Genomic DNA, 19212 nt, shown 5'->3' with positions numbered 1-19212 from the left:
CTGCCTGCTCAGCGCTTGGGGTACCGCGGAGCAGTCACCGTCTTCACGTAGCCGACGATGAGCTTCGCCACGGTCAGCACCGTCACGATGGTGAGCGGGACCGCCAACCAGTAGTGCCAGACCTGCGCAGCAAGTGCGTTCATGGCGCAGATATTAGTGGTCGGTTGCGCCGGAACCCCCTCGTGGGGTGCCGTCACCCGCTGCTACCGTGACCGCCTGTTGCCCGAGTAGCTCAGTGGCAGAGCGGCTCTCTCGTAAAGAGCAGGTCGTGGGTTCAATCCCCACCTCGGGCTCGTTCGCCGACCGCGGGCTCGACGGCATCGGGCGCTGCTGACGGGGCGGCAATCAGCGAACGGGCGAGCTGACGTGCATCTTCGAACGTGCCGACGACATGGGTCTCGGGCACTGTGGAGAGCATTCCGAGACCGTCAAGAGTTCTGAGGGGCGCACCTGTGAGCCCGACGATGGCTGTTGCAGTGCCCTGCTCGTGTGCAGTCTCGATCAGGTAGTCGACCACGAGCGCGGCGCTGTCGTCGATATACACGGTGTCGGTGAAGTCCAGGATCACCAAAGCGTGGTCCGCGATGTCCGCGCCGATGGTGTGAATGAGCTTGTGCGACGAAGCCACCGTGAAGCTGCCTCGTAGTGCCACCAGAACAACGCGCGCGTCGAATGCCCCGTAGGCGCTCCCCATGAACGTGCGGTCCAGGAGCGGCGTGGAGATCACCCGATCCATTTCGAGACGCTCGAATTGCCGCAGACCGGCCAGCGCTGCGGTAATGAACCCCAAACTGACGGCCGTTACGAGGTCGAAGAACACCGTGAGCACGAGCGTGATCAGCATGATGACCAGATGCTCACGCTGTACGCGGTGCAGTCGCCGGACGAATCGCCAGTCGATGAAGTCGAATCCGACACGCATGAGCACAGCCGCGAGCACCGCGTGAGGCACCCACCGCACGTGCGTGCCAGCGCCGAAGACCAAGGCAAGCAGCACCAGCGCGCACAGCGCTCCGGACCATCGGGTCCGCGCGCCGGCGCGGATATTGGCAATGGTGCATACAGAAGCACCGCCGGCGAGCCCTCCGAGGACACCGGTGGCGATGTGCCCGAGACCCTGGCCGAGCAGGTCGCGATGCGAATCGTGCGGCTGACGTGTCATCGACTCGGCTATGCGGGCCGTCAGCAGCGTGTCAATCGAGCCGACAAGGGCAATGGTCGCTGCGGGCTGTATGGCTCGAAACAGGCTGGCGAGTGCAAATTCAGGTGCATGCAACTCGGGTAGTCCCGTTGGCACGCTCCCGATAGTCGGCGCATCCACCAGCCAGAATGCGCCGACAAGCGTGCCCACAGCGACCGCTGCGAACATCGGCGGCACATAGCGCCGGAACCTCTTCGGCCACACGAACATGACGCCAAGCGCGACCCCAGCAAGCACCAGCGCCGTCCACTCGACGCCGCCCCACGCAGCACGCCATGTGCCCAAGGTCGCAAGGACGCCCCCGCCCTCGACCGGCAATCCAACCAGCGGCCGCGTCTGCATCACGATGATGATCACGCCGATGCCGGTCATGAAACCCGAGATCACCGAGTACGGGGCATACGCGATGAAGCGCCCCAACCGTGCCAGACCGAGCAGCACCTGGAACACACCGGCCAGCATCGTGATCGTGAAGACCTCGGCGAGAGTGTCGGCGTGGTTGGCGATCACCGCTGTTGTCGTGACCGCCATCAGTGCCGTCGGGCCCGAGATCATGGTGCGCGTTCCGCCGACAACGGCGGCCAGGAAACCCAGCGCTATCGCCCCGTAGAGACCTGCAAGCGCACCGAGACCCGCCGCCACGCCGTAGGCCAGCGCCAATGGCAGCATCACCATCGCGGAGGTCAGGCCTCCGAATATTTCCGCAGTAACAACGCGGACGACATCGCGGTCAGGCGTGTCGGTTCGGCGGCGAAGTCTTACCAACTCGTCCGCCCCAGCCGGATGAACAGGCAGCTCAGCGTGAGTCGCTGGTTGGCGTTGAAACGCAAGGCCTCTGCAGCATCGCCGACGGCAGCCAGCTGCTCTGCAGCGGTCCCCGCTGCCAACGTGGCGTTGCGGGCCTCATCGCGAATCTGTGCGGACAGCACTGCGAATCCCATCGTGAGTTCGTCAGTGCGCACTCGCCGCAGCTCGCGGCGGTGGCGCTCGTCGAGCGAGCTGCGGCCAACGTTCGTCCCGTACAGCTCGGCCCGCTCATCGGCGTCCGCACGTTCGGCCTCGTGGCGGGCTTCAAGTGGTGCCGCTGCCTGCTCGGTCGCCTCCAGCGCTGCATCGACAGCAGCCATAGCGGCAGATGCCGTGCCATCGAGCGAGTCGCGCAGTCCCCGCCAAGTGTCGATCCTGGAAGCAGCGTCCCCGTCGGAGGCAAGCAGGCGAGCTCGATCGATCGAGCCTCCGGCGGCGACCGCTGCGAAATCTGCACGGCTGTCATCGATGCCCTCGGCAACGAGCAGTGCCCGCAAGTCGGCTTCACCCAGCGCCTCGAAGTCAATGCGGACGCAGCGGGATGCCAGGGTCTCCATCGGCCGGTTGATTTCCTCGGCGAGCAGCACGAACACGCACGACGGCGGCGGCTCCTCGACCGACTTGAGCAGGATCGGCGCGATCAGTACCGCTCGGTCCACTTCAGGAAGCACGATGACTTTGAGCTCCCCGGCTGCCGGGACAACCGCTGCTGCACGCACGGCGCCGCGGGCCTGCTCGGCAGTCATCGCAGCGCCGACGCGGTCGAAGACGAGCAAGTCGGGATGCTGCTCGGCGAGTGCGAGGCGTCGCTCCCGCTCGGGTGTTGTACTGCGCGCCGCGAGCAGTTCGCCTGCGAACCGGCACGCCGCACTCCGCAGTCCCGCACCAGCGGGACCCACGAACAGGTACGCGGGCAGCGGCGACTCGAGCGCCGACTGCAGACGGGAGACTGCTGCGGATTGCCCGACGATGCCGTCAAGCAGGTTGCCGACCGGTGCCTCGTCAGTCGGCGGTGCGTCGAGCCGTGACGCGGCGACAGGGGTTGGAGGCGGGCTCTCGGCCGGAGTTCGGGCGGATTCGGTCGCAAGCTCCCCCAGGTCAGATTGCTGCGCCGCTTCGTCGAGAGGGCGAGACGGTTCCGGCGGCGCCGACGGCGGGTCGTCGAAGTCGAAGAGCGACAGCGCGGCGGGCTCCGTTGTGCCCGGCTGATCGTCGCCGCCGGACGCTGAGGCCACGATGACCGGCCTAGTCCTGCATCGCGGGATGCTCAGCGACGGCATCGATGACCCGCGCAGCAACATCATCGACGCTGCCAGTGGCGTCCACGCGTACCCACCGCTCGGGTTCTGCCTCGCAGAGCTCCCGGTAGCTGCGCCACACACGCAGCGCAAACTCCAGCGCTTCACCCTCCAGCCGGTCCGGCTCTCCGGCTTCGGGCTGGTCCACGTGCGGGCCAGCCTCCAGCAGCGACATCTGCTCACCGCCAATGCGATCAAGGTGGTGAACCCGACGATCGGAATCGACGAGCGGCACGTCGAGCAGCACGACGACATCGGGAAGGATGACCTCGGGCAACTCAATTGATGCGCCCGCCGGCCGCCGGGAGGCGTAATCGATCAGCCCACGCAGCTCGTCCAGCGGCAGACCCCGGCCGTAGCCCTGGTAGGCCAGCGTCGAACCGTACGAGCGATCAGTGACGACGTCGCGGCCCGCTTCGAGTGCGGGAGCCACCACTGTGGCGATGTGCTGCGCCCGATCGGCAGCAAAGAGCAGTGCTTCGGTGCGCGGCGCAGGCGCGCCGTCATCGGAATCATCGAGCAGCAATCCCCGCAGCGATGCGCCGAGCGGTGTTGCGCCGGGCTCTCGGGTGAGCACCGCGTCGCGTTCGGTGGCCAGTCGCTCGGCCTGCGTCGACTTGCCGCTGCCGTCGAAACCCTCCAGCGCGACATATCGACCGCGGGCAGTCATGACCCTTCCCCAGCGCCGCCCGCCCCCTGTGGCGCCCGACGTCCCTCGCCCCGGCGGCTGCGCAGCGACAGACCGGCGAGCACGCCCGCCATCAGGATCAGCAACGCTCCCAGCCACAGCGCCCCGCGCACACCGGGCAGCGCCAGCGCCGAGTCGCCGAACCTGATCTCGTTGTCGAAGGCGACGTCGAAGAGCCAATTGAAGCCGTCGGACAGGAACCCTCCCGCCGCCATGGAGATGAGCAAGCAGAACCGCACCAGCGTGTACATCGCCGCGAACACCCGGCCTCGCAGCACCTCCTCCACGTTCTCGTGCAGCAGCGTCAGGCCCGTCACGTACACCGAACCGGCAGCCAGCCCCAGCATCAGAACTCCTGCCAGCACGAGCAGCGAGACGGACACCGAGGCGGCGAACAGCAGCGACCCTCCGGCTACGAAGACCGAGAGCACAAAGAGGCGGGCACGTCCGGCGCCGGCAAATCGGGAGTCATGTCCGAAGCGATTCGCTGCACTCTGCATCAGGGTGACAAGAGCAACCCCGCCACCGACGCCGACGCCCATCGCCGCGAGAATCGAACTGAAGCCGGCACTGCCTGCGCCCAGCACCTCGTCGTTGTAGACCGCGCCCAGCGGCACCAGCATTCCCCCGCCGATCATGCCAGTGCCCAAGCCGACCAACACGGCGCGCACCTGTGGGCTCAGGAAGATGAAATCCCAGCCTTCGCGCAGCTCGCGGAAGCCCTGACTCCAGTTGATGCGACGCCCGCTGTCGCGCTTGCGATGCGCAGCGGTGATGTGCGGGGACAGCGGCAGCGTCGCGATGAGCGCCGCGGCCACCAGGAATGTGGCGGAGTCGATAACCAGCGACATCTCCACCTGGCCGATGTCGGTCCAGCCGAACACCGCGCCGAGCTTGGCCATGCCCGCAAAGGCGGCGGCACCGAGGGGGAACGTGCCATACGCGGCAACGAGCCCCAGCGAGTTGGCGGCGGTGAGGTGCTCGGTGGGCACGATGTTGGGAACGATGGCTTCCTTGGCCGGACTCCACAGCGAAGTTGCCAGCTCCAAGACCAGCGATGCCAGCACCAGACCCCACACTCGGTCGATGAACGGGATCGTGAGCAAGACGCTGGCGCGCACGATGTCGCATATCACCAGCAGCCGCTTGCGGTTGAAGCGGTCAACGATGATTCCGCCCGCCGATGCCAGGAAGAAGCCGGGAAGCACCCGCGCCGTGACTACAAGCGCGATCGCAGATCCGGGCTGGTCACCGCCGATTCGCCGCGCCACCTCAATGGTCGCCAGCAGCCCGATCCAGTCGCCAAACGAGCTGGCCACCTGCGCGATCCACAAGCGCAGGAAGCCCGGCGCAGCGAACAGCCCCGATCCCGATGCGGCAGGGCCGGACGTATCCGAGCCGTCGAACGACGGGATCGAGCGATCCGAATTCATGACACTCAGCAGACTAGGAGCAAGGGCGCGCAGCCCTTTGGCCCTGAGCTGGGGGCGGCTCCGACGCCGGGCCGGGCGAGCGTCATCAATCGCTTGATGGGCGAGATTGCTTGCGTGGCGGTGACTTCTTGCGGGCAGCAGATTTCTTGGCGGCGGATTTCTTCTTGGCACCAACCTTCTTTGCCGCCCGCTTCTTGGCCGAAGATTTCTTCTTGGCCGGCTGCTTGCGCCGGGCTGCGCTCTTCTTGGCTGGCCCCTTCGCCCGCCGCATCGTCAGAAGCTCGGTCGCACGCTCGACGGTCAGCGTCTCAGCATCGTCGCCCTGCCTCAGCGACGCGTTGTACTCGCCATCGGTCACATATGGTCCGAATCGGCCGTCGCGCAGGGTGATCGCTTTGCCGCTATCGGGGTCCTGACCGATCTCGCGGCCTGTATTTGCGGCTTGCTGGCCGCGCCGGCGGCGGGGCTGAGCCAGCAGCGCCAACGCTTCTTCCAAGGTCAGCGTGAACAGCTGCTCCTCGGACTCAAGACTCCGGTTTTCCGCGGTCTTTCCGGAATCCGAGCCCTTGGTCAGGTACGGCCCGAAGCGGCCGTTGCGCACCACGATCTCTTCCCCATCAGAGGGGTCAACTCCCACCGTGCGCGGCAGTGACAGCAACTGCAGCGCATCTTCAAGCGTCAGCGTCTCAGGCGACTGGGGTCCCAGCAACGATGCCGTTCGAGGGCGCTCGTCGGTCTCGTCGGGCCGTCCCACAGAGACATAGGGGCCGAAGCGGCCGGGCCGCACGAGGATGTCGAGTCCGGTATCGGGGTCGGTGCCCAACACCCGTTCGGTGGGCTCAGACAGCAGCTCGAGCGCTCGCTCGATGGTGAGCTCGTCGGGGGCAAGGTCGTCGGGCAGCGGCCGTGTCGCTTCGCCGCGCCGCAGGTACGGACCGAAACGTCCCACTCGGGCGACCACCGATTCGCCGTCGGCATCGACGCCGATGGGGATGCTGTTGATCTCCGCCGGATCGATGTCTGCGAGCCGGTCATCGGACACCAGGTAGCGCAGACCGCGGACACCTCCGGGCGTCTTCGCATCCTGATCGCCGAAATAGAACTCGGTGAGCCACGGCTCGGCGTCGCGCTCGCCGCTCGCGATCTCGTCGAGGTTTTCCTCCATGCGGGCAGTGAGCGCGTAGTCGACCAGATGGTCGAAGTGCCGCTCCATCAGTCCAACCGTCGCGAAGGCAGTGAACGCCGGCACCAGCGACGACCCCTTCTTCCACACGTAGCCACGCGCCTGGATCGTCTCGATGATGCTGGCGTAGGTGCTCGGGCGGCCGACGCCGAGTTCCTCAAGTCGGCGCACCAGTGAGGCTTCGGTGAACCGGGCCGGCGGGTTTGTGCTGTGTTCGGCCGGTTCGAGGGACACTGCGGTGGCTGAGTCGCCAGCGTCGAGGTCGGGCAGGATGCGCTCAGGCTCCTCGTCGGGACCTGATGGCGGCGGCGCGTACAGGAGCCGGAAACCGGGGCTGCGCACCACGGTGCCAGCGGCGGACAGCTCAAGGTCGTGCTGGCCGGTTGCCGATGAACCGGCTGACAGTGCCGGCGCCAACTCACAGTTCGCCGTGCCGGCCAGCCGGATCGTGACGGTCTCGCCGGTGGCGTCGATCATCTGGCTCGCGATCGTGCGCTGCCAGACCAGGTCGTAGAGGCGTCCGGCGTCGCCGCCAAGATCGGTCACGCCGCCGGGCGCGGGCCAGTTCTCGCCGGCTGGGCGGATCGCCTCGTGGGCTTCCTGGGCGTTCTTGACCTTACGGGTGTAGATGCGCGGCTTCGGCGGAAGGTTCTCGGCTCCGTAGCGGCCGACGACGGTCCTGCGGGCTGTGTCGAGGGCTTGAGCCGACAGCGTGGTGCTGTCGGTGCGCATGTAGGTGATGCGACCGTTCTCATACAGTCGCTGGGCAGCGGCCATGGTGCGCGAGGCCGAGAAGCCCAGCCGGCCGGCGGCGGCCTGCTGCAAGGTCGAGGTGATGAATGGCGCGGGAGGCCGGCGCCGGTACGGCTTGGACTCCCGGGAACTCACGGCGAATCGCGCCCCGCCCATGGCTTCGGTCAACGACGCCGCAGCACCGCCGTCGAGCACGGCAACCTCGGTCGATCGCAGCGCACCTTGCTGGTCGAAGTCGCGGCCAGTCGCAATGCGGCTGCCGTTCAGCGAGATGAGCGACGCATCGAACTGCTCTGTGCTGGATCGCCCTGGCCCACCGGCGGCCGCAGGCTCAGCATCGAGCGTGGCGGTGATGCTCCAGTACTCGGCGGCTCTGAACGCCATCCGCTCTCGCTCGCGCTCGACGATGAGGCGGTTGGCCACGCTCTGCACCCGTCCTGCGGACAGCCGCGGCGCGACCTTGCGCCACAGCACCGGCGAGACCTCGTAGCCGTAGAGGCGGTCGAAGATGCGCCGGGCCTCCTGCGCGTCGACGAGCCGGCGATCGAGGTCTCGGGGATTGTCGATAGCTGCCCGGATGGCCGCGGCGGTGATCTCGTGGAAGACCATGCGGTGCACCGGAATCTGCGGGTTGAGCACCTCGAGCAGGTGCCAGGCGATGGCTTCGCCCTCGCGGTCCTCATCGGTGGCGAGATACAGCTGGTCCGCTGAGCGCAGCAGGGATTTCAGACGCCTCACCTGATCGCGGGCCGTCACCACGTAGAGCGGCTTGAAGCCGTCGTCAGGATTGACTCCGAGCGTTGCCCACTGCTCGGACTTGTAGGCGGCGGGCACCTCGGAGGCATTGCGTGGCAAGTCACGAATGTGGCCGACCGAGGACTCGACCACGTAGTCGTCGCCCAAGAAGCGCGAGATCGTGCGCGCCTTCGCAGGCGACTCGACAATGACAAGAGAAGTGGCCATGTGCATCCGAGGTGGGCGGAGCCGGACGGTAGCGGAACAGTCTCGACTATCAGCGGCGAAGTGCCGTCACGCAGGCCTCTGGCGTGCTCCGAAACGGTGCAGGCCCGCGGCAACGGCGCCAGCCACCGTAGCGACAACGATCGCTCTCAGCAGGTCTGACGCGGGCGGGGCGCCGAGCGCGGCATTACCGAAGCCCTCAGCGTCGGCATCACCGACCGGCCATGGCCACAGCACCCGCAGGGACCCGGCCATCATGCCCATGAGGACCACTATCACGGCATCTCGCCACCGCTCCAGCACGTATTGGAGAAGGCGGGAGAACAGCCCGAGCCCCAGGGCGGCACCGAGTGCGAACAGCGCGACGGTCCCGAGTTCTCGCTCGGCCACCGCCTCGGTAATCGGGTCGTAGAGCCCCAACAGCAGCAGCACGAAGGCGCCGGAGATGCCGGGCAGGATCATTGCGCAGATCGCCAGAGCGCCGGCTGCGATGATCGTCACCGCAGCGGGATCGGTGACGCTGCCCGTCCGGACGCCCAGCAGCACGAACACCCCGACGGCGACAGCCACGAACAACACGACGAGCCCCGCTCGCCAGCGGCTCACCTCACGTCTGGTGGTCACGACGGTCATGGCAACGAGTCCGAAGAACGCCGCCGAGAGGCCTACCGGCTGTTTGTCGATTCCGAGCCGCACCAGCTCCACGAGCGCCAGGACCGCTATGGCGATGCCCGCCGCCAAGGCGGCGAGAAAGGCCCATTCGGCTCGCCAAGCCATGGCTAGGGCTGCTCGCAGCCGTCCGCGAAACAGCCATCCGGCAGCCGTGCTCAGGTGTGCGATCTGACGCACCAGCCGGTCGTAGATCCCCAGCAGAAGCGCCACCGTGCCGCCCGACACGCCCGGCACGACATCCGCGGCACCCATCGCCAGCCCACGCGCCAGATTCGTGAGCACATCGGCGAACACTCGGGGAAACATCGAGTTGAAGCTAGACGCGGAGAGTCCCCGGGCCTCAACCCGGGGACTTCCGCTGACAGCAGAGCAGGTGGTTGCTGGGCGACTCAGCCCATGGCCGAGTGTCAGCCGCTCGATACCACGTCGTCCAGTGCCATTCCGGGGCCTCCGTGTTCGGAAACGTCGAGACCCACCATTTCCTCCTCTGCCGTCACTCGCAGTCCGATGGTGGCCCGCAGGACCCCGAACAGGATCATCGAGGTCACGATGACCCAGATGGCCACGATGACCACCATCAGGAACTGCACGATCAGCTGCTCGATGCCGCCGCCGTAGAACAGACCGGCGTTCTCCCGGCCCAGGAAGGCATCGTCGTACCGGGCGAACAGGCCGATGGCCAGGGTTCCCCAGATCCCGGCAGCGCCATGGACGGCGAAGGCGCCGACGGGATCGTCGATCTTCAGCTTGCGGTCCACGAATCCGACAACCAGCACCACGATGACGCCCGCAATGAAGCCGGTGATGATGGCGCCCCAAGGAGTCATCGTGCCGCAGCCTGCGGTGATGCCCACGAGACCCGCCAGCACACCATTGCCGGCCATCGGGACATCGGGACGGCCCGTGCGGAACCAGTTCAGTGCCGTCGCGCCGATCGTTCCAGCGCAAGCCGCCAGCACGGTGTTCAGCGCCACGAACATCACGGTGGCGTCGGCTGCAAGCTCCGAGCCCGGGTTGAACCCGAACCAGCCGAACCACAGGATGAAGACGCCCAAGATGGCGAGCGTCACGTTGTGTCCCGGAATGTTCCGTGACGTGCCGTCCGCGCTGTACTTGCCGAGACGCGGACCCAGCATCCAAGCGCCGACGAGCGCTACCCAGCCGCCAACGCTGTGCACGATGGTCGATCCGGCAAAATCGCTGTAGACGGCATCCCCGATGGAGATCTTGGAGATGAGACCACCGCCCCAGGTCCAGTGGACGACAACGGGGTAAATGATCGCTGTCATCACCAGGCTGAAGATGAGGTAGGTGCTGAACTTCGTGCGCTCGGCCATGGCGCCCGAAGCGATCGTGACCGCCGTGGCCGCGAAGACCGCTTGGAAGAAGAAGTCGGTCGAGCCGGACAGGCCCTCGGAAATGTCGAACAGGTCGATTCCCGACAGCGCGAACGCGCCCCAGCCGAACAGGTTGTTGCCGTCGCCGCCGTAGGCCAGCCCGTAGCCCACCAGGAAGAACGCCAGAATGCCGATGGATGCATCGGCAAGGTTCTTGGCCATGATGTTGGCGACGTTCTTCGAGCGCGTCAGTCCCGATTCGAGCATGGCGAATCCGGCCTGCATCAAGAACACCAGCACGCCGGCGATGAACACCCACAGGTTGTCCATGACGGCCTGCACCATCTCGACGGACAGCGAGTCGTCCTGTGCGCCAACTGGCCCTGCAAACAGGAGCAGGCCGCCGATGGCACCCGCGGCAGACACAAGGATCTTGCGTTTCATGGCCAATCTCCTAGGACTCGGCTCTCGACAAATGGCTGACTTCGGCGAACCTAGGAAGGGCGTGTTGCGCGGGAGTCACCCCGTTGTGACCGCTCGATGCACAGTGCGGGTCGGCGCTGTTGCCGAGATGTTTCGGCTGCGTTGCGGGCCCTGTCAGCCGGCACCGCCAGCCCGCTCCGGAATGCCCGTGGCGCTAGCTCTGCTCGTCGGGAAAGCGGAGCCGGGGGCCGGCTTCAGCCCAGTCCATGTGATCGCGGATGTAGGTGTTCGCGGGGTCCGAGGGAGGCGAGAAGTCCCAGCCCTGCGGTGCCGCGGCGTGCACAATTCGCCGAGCGCGCTGGGATGCGAGCACCTCCGAGCGGATCGCCTCGGAGTCCCAGCGCTCTGCCACTTCCTGCGCGAACGACGCCGCCAAGTCAGACTCGTTCGGTGAGCTATCGCCAGCCCCCTCGGCGGGATCGGCCAGGTTCTGATGCTCGGCCGGATCGGCCAAGTTGTGATGCTCGGCCGGATCGGCCGAGATGTCGTACAGCTGCGGCGGATCGGTGTCGCAGTGGATGTACTTGTAACGGCCGCGGCGGATCATGAACATGGGATGGGAGGTCAGCTCCCCCATGTACTCGCCGATGGTCTCATCGACCGAGTCGCTACCACCGGTCGCCGCGGGCCACAGGCTGCGACCGTCGAGCGGAGCGCCGAGCTCGGTCGGCCGACCCCCTGCGATGTCTGCCAGCGTCGGCGCCAGGTCCAGCAGGGAGCACACGTTCGGCACAGCACCCTGGGTGATGTCGGGTCCGGCCATCACCAGCGGGACACGGGCGGACCGCTCCAGGAACGACATCTTGAACCATGCACCCCGGTCGCCGAGCATGTCGCCGTGATCGCTGGTGGCGATGACCACGGTGTCATCGGCACGTCCGGTCTCTTCTAACGCCCCCAGCAGTTCGCCCAGCCACCAATCGAAGTAGCTCGTGTTGGCGTAGTAGGCGTGGCGGGCAGCGCGGCACTGCTCTTGCGTCCAGCCGACGGTGTCGGCCTCGATGCCGGCACGGATGCGCTCCGTGTGCGGGTCAAGCTCGGCAGGGGACGGGCCGGGCAGATCGATCTCGTCGTGGTCGTAGAGGTTCCACCACTCGGGGCGCGCAACGTAGGGATCGTGCGGGTGGATGAACGCCGCGGCCAGGAAGAACGGGCGGTCATCGGCCTCGCGAGCCAGGTCGTACAGGCATCGGCGTGTGGCGAATCCCACCTCGGAGTCGTAATCGATCTGGTAGGTGGCGAGCGCCTGGCCGGCCTCGGCGAGGCTGTCCATGTTGTGATACCACTTGCCGATCCGTTCATCCGCGTTATCCCAGTTGGGAGTCCAGGCGAAGTTCGCCGGGTAGATGTCGGTTGTCAGGCGCTGGCTGAAGCCGTGCAGCTGGTCGGGGCCGACGAAGTGCATCTTCCCCGAGAGCACCGTCCGGTAGCCCGCCAGGTTCAACCAGTGGGCGATGGTGGGCGCTGACGCACTCCATTCGGCCGCGTTGTCCCATGCGCCGATCGCCGACGCGCGCCTGCCGGTCATCATCGAATACCGCGAGGGTGCGCACAGCGGCGAATGGCAATACGCAGCGTCGAACCGGACCCCGCGCGCTGCGAGCGAGTCCATCGACGGCGTCTGGACGACAGGGTGGCCGTAGGTGCCGGTGAAGTGCGGCGCAAGCTGGTCGGCCATGACCATAAGGATGTTGGGAGTCTTCATCGGACCGCACAGTACGCCCGCCTGTGCGGGGCCGAGCAACATGCTTCGCTTTCCGCTGTCTTCGGGTCGTGCGGTACGCGCGCATGTGCGCGGCACCAGCCCGTTTTCGTCGTGCTAGGTTGATCAAAACCGTCCAAATGGCCTGTTTTATTCGGGGAAGGACGGGGAAGGAAACCGGGGGGTGCCCATGTCCAAAGTACGAAAGACCGACGCACGAACGCGTCGGCATCGAAAGATCGGCAGCTGGAAGCTGCCCATCGCATTGATCGCAGGTCTCGGACTCTTCGCAGCTGCGTGCACGGGCGGCGACGATCTCGGCTCGCAGGAGTCGATCACGCTGGCTGCGAATCCGTGGAACGGCTCGGCCGTGAACGTGGCAGTCGCCGCGCAACTGCTCGAGAGCGAACTCGGCTACGACGTCGAGATCGTGGAGATCGACGAGAACGCCCAATGGGCGGCCATCAACACCGGCGACATCAGTGCCTCGCTGGAAGTCTGGCCGTCGGGTCACGCACAGAACGTGATCGACTTCATCGACAACGCTGGCGCCAATGTGGACAACGCGGGTCTGCTTGGCCCGATTGGCAAGATCGGCTGGTTCATCCCGACCTACATGGTCGAGCGCCATCCGGAGCTGGCTACGTGGGAGGGCTTCGCCGATCCTGAGCTGGCCGGCTTGTTCGCCACCGCAGAGACCGGCGACCTGGGACAGTTCCTGGGCGGTGATCCAAGCTTCGTGCAGTACGACGAAGACATCATCAACAACCTGGGCCTGCCATTGCAGGTCGTATATGCCGGGTCCGAAGCTGCGATCTTGGCTGCGGTCGACGCCGCGTACAGCCGGGAAGAGCCGATCCTGGTGTACCTGTGGACGCCACACTCAGCGTTCAACAGTTACGACCTCACCAACGTGCTTCTGCCCGATTACAGCGACGCCTGCTACGGCACAGCTGATGCCGGCGGTGTCGACTGCGACTACCCGGCCGATGTCCTGTTCAAGATCATCGATGCCAGCCTCGCTGACAACGCCCCCGCAGCAGACCAGTTGCTGCGAGCCATGAACTACGACAGCGCTGACCAGATCGCGATGCTTGCCGCCGTCGAGGGTGAAGGCATGTCGGTCGACGACGCCGCTGCGCAGTGGATCGCAGACAACGAGGCAACCTGGAGCGCCTGGCTGCAATAGCCGGGCAGCGCACAGGTTGCAGCCGGTCGCTGACCCGTCGGCGTCGGCCCACCGGGGCTGGCGCCGACGGGGCTCGTCTCGCATGTCACAGTTCTGTGCATCAAATCATGAACAATGCGGTCCATGGAAGATCCTGTGTATGACTTCGTGATCGTCGGCGGCGGATCGGCTGGCTGCGCGCTTGCCAATCGGCTGAGTGCGGACCCCAGCACCAAGGTGCTCGTGCTCGAAGCCGGTCGCCGGGATTATCGCTGGGACGTGCTCATCCACATGCCTGCGGCGCTGGCGATGCCGATCGGCAATCGCTTCTACGACTGGCAGTACGAAACCGAGCCCGAACCGCACATGAGCGGTCGGCGGGTGTACCACGCTCGCGGCAAGGTGCTCGGGGGCTCCAGCTCCATCAACGGGATGATCTTCCAGCGAGGCAATCCCGCCGACTACGACAAGTGGGCCAGCCAGCCCGGCATGGCGTCCTGGGACTACCGGCACTGCCTGCCGTACTTCAAGCGGATGGAAAAGTGCCTGGCGGGTACCGACGAGTGGCGCGGTGGCGATGGCCCGCTGGTGCTCGAACGGGGCCCGGCGGCGAGCCCGCTGTTCGAGGCGTTCTTCGAGGCCGCGCAGCAAGCCGGTTACAAGCTGACCGATGACGTGAACGGCTTTCGCCAAGAGGGCTTCGCTGCGTTTGACCGGAACATTCACCGCGGCCGGCGGCTGTCTGCGGCACGGGCGTACCTGCATCCAGTGATGGACCGCCCGAATCTGGAGCTCCGCACCGGTGCGCTGATCAGCCAGGTGCGCTTCGATGGGAACCGGGCGACGGGGGTTGCCTACCGTCGGCGGGGCCGCCAGCATGTCGCCCGCGCAGGGCACGTGATCCTGTGCGCGGGCGCATTCGGCTCGGCGCAGCTGCTGCAGCTGTCAGGCGTCGGTCCTGCGGCACTGCTCAGCCAGCACGGCATCGAGGTCGTCTCCCAGCTAGAGGGAGTCGGCGAGAATCTTCAGGACCACCTCGAGGTCTATATCCAGTACGCCTCGAAACTGCCGGTCTCGATGCAGCCGAATCTGCAACGCTGGCGCCGGCCATGGATCGGGCTGCAATGGCTGGCACGGCGGGGACCTGGGGCAACGAATCACTTCGAGGCCGGGGGCTTTGTCCGCAGCAACACCGACGCGGCCTATCCGAACCTGATGTTCCACTTCTTGCCGCTGGCCGTGCGCTATGACGGCTCGGCACCGGTCAGCAAGCACGGCTACCAGGTCCATGTGGGGCCCATGTACTCCGATGCCCGCGGCTGGGTGCGCATCAGCTCGCGTGACCCCGCTGCGAAGCCGGCGATCCGGTTCAACTACCTGTCAACCGCCCAGGACCGGCGAGAGTGGGTCGAGACCGTGCGGGTGACGCGCGACATCATGAACCAGCCCGCCTTCAAGGCATACAACGATTGCGAGCTGTCGCCCGGCCCGACCACCGAGACGGACGACGAGATCATGGACTGGGTGGCACGCGATGCGGAGACGGCATTGCATCCCGCAGGCACAGCGCGGCTCGGCACGGACGAGGGGGCCGTCACCGACCCCGCAACGATGGGTGTGCGGGGCACCTCGGGTCTCAGCGTCGTGGATGCCTCGGTCATGCCGACGGTCACGAACGGCAACATCTACGCGCCGGTCATGATGATCGCCGAGAAAGCCGCCGACCTGCTGCTCGGCAATGTGCCGCTCGCGCCGCTGGACGTGCCGGTTTATGGCGCCGAGCCGACCTCGCTGCCATCGTGATCGGAGATCATCGCCGAGACCAGGTCGAGCACTTCGTGGCGCTCGGCCTTGGTCGGCGGCGCAAGTCCGAACAGGTCGATGAGCCACAGGCCGTCACCCACGATGCGTGCGAGCAGCCCAGTGCTCTCCGCCAGTCTGTCGTTGCGCATGAGGCGCTCCTGCCAACGCTCGAACGTTTCGCGGGTGTTCGCGAGCAGCTCGTCGTCGAGCGCAGCAGCCGCCAGGATCGACGCCGAGGTGTCATCAGCTGCCTTGTACGGCTCGCGCACATAGTCGAGGTACGCGAGTGCGAACGTGCCCCGGGCAGCGGGATCAGCGGCACGGAAGCTGGCCTCGCGGATGTCCAGCTCGTCGTCGAGGACTGCGAGCGTTTCGTCCAACAGGCCCGCCATGAGGGCGTCCTTCGAACCGAAGTGGTAGAGGAAGCCGCCCTTGCTGACACCTGCTGCCATCGCGACTCGATCGAGCGTGAGGTTGGCGGCACCGTCGGTTCGGATGACCTCGATGGCGGCCTGCAGGATTCGCTCGCGGGTCTGCACGGCGCGTACCTGCACCGGGCCCGATCGCGATCCGACCCTGTCGGCGGGCAGCGCCGAGGCTGTGCCGGCGGCGGTTGTCGCATCACGGGGGCAAGATCGTGCCACAGTCAGCACAGCGTATCGACACGCCGAACCCGTCCGGCTGGACGGTAACGCGGCCAGCGGAGGCGCCCATGGATCGAATCGTCACGGTCAGTGGTCTCTGGAAGATCTTCGGCAAGAAAGTCGATGCAGCGCGCGAGCTGGCCTCCGCAGGCGCGCAGCGAGAGCAGATCCAGTCCGAGACAGGCTGCCTCGTGGCGGTGCGCGACGTGAGCTTCGAGGTGTCCGCCGGCGAGACATTCGTAGTCATGGGCCTGTCAGGCTCCGGCAAGTCCACGCTTGTGCGCTGCATGTCGCGCCTTATCGAGCCCACCTACGGCGATATGGAGGTGTGCGGAACGGTGCTGGCCGACGCCGGCGAGGCGGAATTGCGCGAGCTGCGCCGGAGCAAGATGGCCATGGTCTTCCAGCACTTCGGCTTGTTCCCCCACCGGCGAGTCGTCGACAACGTCGCGTACGGGCTTGAGGTGCAGGGCGTCGGGCGTGACGAACGCCATGAACGGGCACTTGAGGTGCTCGCCACCGTGGGCCTCGACGGCTGGGGCGACCACTATCCACAGCAGCTCAGCGGCGGAATGCAGCAACGCGTCGGGCTGGCGCGGGCCCTCGCAGTCGAGCCCGAAGTGCTGTTCTTCGACGAGCCCTTCTCGGCGCTCGACCCACTCATCCGGCGAGACATGCAGGACGAACTCGTGGCCCTGCAGCTCAAGCTGCAGCGCACGATCGTGTTCATCACTCACGATTTCGCCGAAGCTCTCCGTCTGGCGGACCGGATTGCCATCATGAGGGACGGGGCGTTCACCCAAGTCGGCACACCGCTCGAGATCCTGACGCAACCGGCGGACGACTACGTCCGGGCATTCACAAAGGACGCGCCGATCGCAAAGGTGCTCCCGGCGTGCTCGCTGATGCGGCCGCTGGACGACACCGTCGTCGGCGATGACTGGCCGCGCACGACCGAGACCGCCACGCTCGAAACGGCCCTGCCGCACCTGCTTTCAGAGCACCGACCCGTCTTGGTGTGCAACGCCGCTGGCGACCCCATTGGGGTACTGCACCAGGACGACGTGGCAGCCATATTGGAACGAAACTTGCGATGAGCCAGACGGTCGAGGCCGACGCGCCTGCGGGAGCTGGGACGCCGTCGGTTCGGCGGCCGTCGCCGGTCGCGGTCGGCATGGCTGCAGCGTCGGTGACTCTCGTGATCGTCGGCTTCGCCGCGTCAGTGGGGGCCTTCCCAGAGTCGTGGAATCTCGGGCTGGCAGACCCGATCGATCGAACCCGGCGCTGGCTCATCAACAACCAGACCTCGCACTGGCTGTACTCGGTGCTGCTGAACCCCGTCACCGATCTAGCCGACGCCGGCATCCGGCGACTCGAAGCAATCCTGCGGTGGTTCCCCTGGTACGTGTACCCCGTCTTCTGCGGCCTCGGTCTGTGGCGTGTGCGCAGCCGGGTGGCCGGAGCACTCGGCTTCTGCGGCGTGGTGGTCATCGGCATGGTTGAGCTGTGGCAGCAGGGCTTCGCCACGCTCGCGCTCATGGGCGTGGCGGTGTTCCTGTCGTTGCTGGCGGGCATCCCGCTGGGCATCGCCGCTTGGCGTAACGACCGGTTCGCAAGCGTGCTGCGTCCCACGCTCGACGCCATGCAGACCATGCCCGGGTTCGTCTACCTCATCCCGTTCGTGCTGCTGTTCGGCATCGGGAGGGTGCCCGCGCTGATTGCGACGGTCATCTTCGCCCTGCCGCCAGTGGTACGGCTGACTGACATCGGGCTGCGCAACGTTCCCCACCCGATGGTCGAGGCGTCGGAGATGTTCGGTGCGACCGAGCGTCAGACGCTGCGCCTGGTGCAGATCCCTGCCGCCCGCCCTGCCATCTTGGCCGGTGTCAACCAGACGACGATGCTGGCGATGAGCATGGTGGTGATCGCCGCATTCATCGGGTCCGGCGGTCTCGGCCAGGACGTGCTGCGAGCCATGCGCGACATCGACGTCGGCGAGGCCTCGGAGGCCGGCATCGCGATCGTCATCATGGCGATCATCCTGGATCGCTTCTCTCGAGGCGTTGCAACACTGGGTGAGCGCGGCCGCGGAACCATCGCTGTGGGGGCTGCCGATCTGCAGGCAATCCGCTGGCTGGCTGTCGCAGCATCACTGGTGGCAGTGGTCGGCGGGCTCGTCGGCCACAACGAATTCCCCGAATGGCTGCACTGGCACTTCTCGCCGTTCGTGAATGACATCACGGCGTGGGCCCGCGACAACCTCTACGACATCGGCTCGTCGGGTATTGGCACCGGGCCGCTCAGCGACTTCATCACCTTGTACATGGTGACGCCGCTGCGCGAACTGCTCTCATCCCAGATCCCATGGCCGGCCATGATCGGCCTCGGCGTGTTGGCAGGCCTGATGGCGCGTGGCGTGACGCTGGGCCTGGGTATTGGCATCGCCTTGTTCGGCATCGGCTGGTTGGGTATGTGGGAGCTGTCGATGGACACGCTGGCCCAGACGGTGGTGGCGGTAGTGGCCACGCTGGCGATCAGCGTTCCGCTGGGCATCTGGGCCTCGCACAGCGACCGGTTCCAGAAGCTGGCAGATCCGGTGCTGGACTTCCTCCAGACGATTCCCAGCTTCGTGCTGCTGGTGCCGGTCATCACGCTGTTCCACGTGGGGCGCATTCCGGGCATCATCGCGTCGGTGGTGTATGCGCTGCCGTCTGCGGTGCACTACACCGACCTCGGCCTCCGGCGAGTGCCAGCAGAGGTTCATGAGGCTGCAACCAGTTTTGGCGCAACCCGCGGGCAGCGCTTGCGCCGAGTCGAGCTGCCCTTGGCTGCGCCCGAGCTGATGGTGGCGGTCAACCAGGTGATCATGCTGGTGCTGGCCATGGTGGTGATCGCCGGGCTCGTCGGCGGCGGCGGCCTCGGTCTCGAGACCGTGAACGCACTGCGCCGCAGCGACGCGGTGGGGCGCGGCTTCGAGGCTGGCATTGCGATCGTCCTGCTGGCGGGCATCTTGGACCGGCTCACCCGCGGTGTAGCCGATCGCCTCCGCCCGCCCGCTGCTACCTGAATCTGCCACGAGC

14 protein-coding genes and 1 tRNA gene are annotated in these 19212 nt (G+C 66.5%); 5 read left to right on the top strand and 10 right to left on the bottom strand.

Annotated elements, in window-relative coordinates:
* Positions 1–8 precede the first annotated feature (8 nt).
* A complete protein-coding gene (locus ACOOHB_RS16855) occupies positions 9–143 on the bottom strand; it encodes a hypothetical protein (protein WP_420445963.1) in 135 nt (44 codons plus the stop codon).
* Between the two features lie 78 nt (positions 144–221).
* Here ACOOHB_RS16855 and ACOOHB_RS16850 point away from each other — a divergent pair.
* Positions 222–293 (top strand) — tRNA-Thr (locus ACOOHB_RS16850).
* Here ACOOHB_RS16850 and ACOOHB_RS16845 read toward each other — a convergent pair.
* The 8 genes from ACOOHB_RS16845 to betC all read right to left on the bottom strand — a co-directional run bounded on the left by ACOOHB_RS16845 (position 275) and on the right by betC (position 12520).
* Positions 275–1966, bottom strand: coding sequence for a SulP family inorganic anion transporter (locus tag ACOOHB_RS16845; protein WP_420445962.1), 1692 nt, complete (start codon positions 1964–1966; stop codon positions 275–277). The two genes, ACOOHB_RS16850 and ACOOHB_RS16845, sit on opposite strands and share 19 nt — an antisense overlap.
* On the bottom strand, positions 1960–3243 hold the full coding sequence (locus ACOOHB_RS16840) for a hypothetical protein (RefSeq protein ID WP_420445961.1): 1284 nt from the start codon (positions 3241–3243) through the stop codon (positions 1960–1962). The genes ACOOHB_RS16845 and ACOOHB_RS16840 overlap by 7 nt, the downstream gene beginning before the upstream one ends.
* Positions 3244–3253: 10 nt before the next feature.
* Positions 3254–3976: a dTMP kinase gene (gene tmk / locus ACOOHB_RS16835; RefSeq protein ID WP_420445960.1), complete on the bottom strand. Its 723-nt coding sequence runs from the start codon at positions 3974–3976 to the stop codon at positions 3254–3256.
* Complete coding sequence (locus ACOOHB_RS16830; protein ID WP_420445959.1) at positions 3973–5427, bottom strand: MFS transporter; 1455 nt, start codon at positions 5425–5427, stop codon at positions 3973–3975. Before ACOOHB_RS16830 ends, tmk begins: the two co-directional genes overlap by 4 nt.
* A gap of 85 nt (positions 5428–5512) precedes the next feature.
* Positions 5513–8326 carry a type I DNA topoisomerase gene (topA, locus tag ACOOHB_RS16825; RefSeq protein WP_420445958.1) on the bottom strand — a complete coding sequence of 938 codons (2814 nt, stop codon included), beginning with the start codon at positions 8324–8326 and terminating at the stop codon, positions 5513–5515.
* 66 nt (positions 8327–8392) lie between these two features.
* The gene (locus ACOOHB_RS16820; RefSeq protein ID WP_420445957.1) at positions 8393–9301 is read right to left on the bottom strand and encodes a DUF368 domain-containing protein; all 909 of its coding nucleotides are present in this window, start codon (positions 9299–9301) and stop codon (positions 8393–8395) included.
* Between the two features lie 101 nt (positions 9302–9402).
* Positions 9403–10776, bottom strand: coding sequence for an ammonium transporter (locus ACOOHB_RS16815; protein ID WP_420445956.1), 1374 nt, complete (start codon positions 10774–10776; stop codon positions 9403–9405).
* A 193-nt stretch (positions 10777–10969) separates the two neighbouring features.
* Positions 10970–12520 (bottom strand): choline-sulfatase, encoded by a 1551-nt coding sequence (betC, locus tag ACOOHB_RS16810; RefSeq protein WP_420445955.1) that lies wholly within the window; start codon positions 12518–12520, stop codon positions 10970–10972.
* Positions 12521–12707: 187 nt separating this feature from the next.
* Here betC and ACOOHB_RS16805 point away from each other — a divergent pair, with 187 nt between their 5' ends.
* Together ACOOHB_RS16805 and betA are read left to right on the top strand one after the other, a co-directional pair.
* On the top strand, positions 12708–13706 hold the full coding sequence (locus tag ACOOHB_RS16805; protein ID WP_420445954.1) for a glycine betaine ABC transporter substrate-binding protein: 999 nt from the start codon (positions 12708–12710) through the stop codon (positions 13704–13706).
* 123 nt (positions 13707–13829) lie between these two features.
* Entirely contained in the window at positions 13830–15488 is a 1659-nt protein-coding gene (gene betA / locus ACOOHB_RS16800; RefSeq protein WP_420445953.1) for a choline dehydrogenase, read from the top strand.
* Here betA and ACOOHB_RS16795 read toward each other — a convergent pair.
* Positions 15455–16132, bottom strand: a complete 678-nt coding sequence (locus tag ACOOHB_RS16795) for a TetR/AcrR family transcriptional regulator (protein WP_420445952.1) — start codon at positions 16130–16132, stop codon at positions 15455–15457. The genes betA and ACOOHB_RS16795 overlap by 34 nt on opposite strands.
* Positions 16133–16200: 68 nt before the next feature.
* Here ACOOHB_RS16795 and ACOOHB_RS16790 point away from each other — a divergent pair, with 68 nt between their 5' ends.
* Both ACOOHB_RS16790 and ACOOHB_RS16785 read left to right on the top strand, forming a co-directional pair.
* Positions 16201–17229, top strand: a complete 1029-nt coding sequence (locus ACOOHB_RS16790; protein ID WP_420445951.1) for a quaternary amine ABC transporter ATP-binding protein — start codon at positions 16201–16203, stop codon at positions 17227–17229.
* On the top strand, positions 17226–19199 hold the full coding sequence (locus ACOOHB_RS16785) for an ABC transporter permease (protein WP_420445950.1): 1974 nt from the start codon (positions 17226–17228) through the stop codon (positions 19197–19199). The genes ACOOHB_RS16790 and ACOOHB_RS16785 overlap by 4 nt, the downstream gene beginning before the upstream one ends.
* Positions 19200–19212 lie beyond the last annotated feature (13 nt).

Source organism: Candidatus Poriferisodalis sp. (assembly GCF_965215815.1).
GTDB lineage: Bacteria > Actinomycetota > Acidimicrobiia > Acidimicrobiales > Poriferisodalaceae > Poriferisodalis.
Note: the sequence above shows the minus strand (reverse complement) of the source record. Positions and strands in the feature narration are given on the sequence as shown.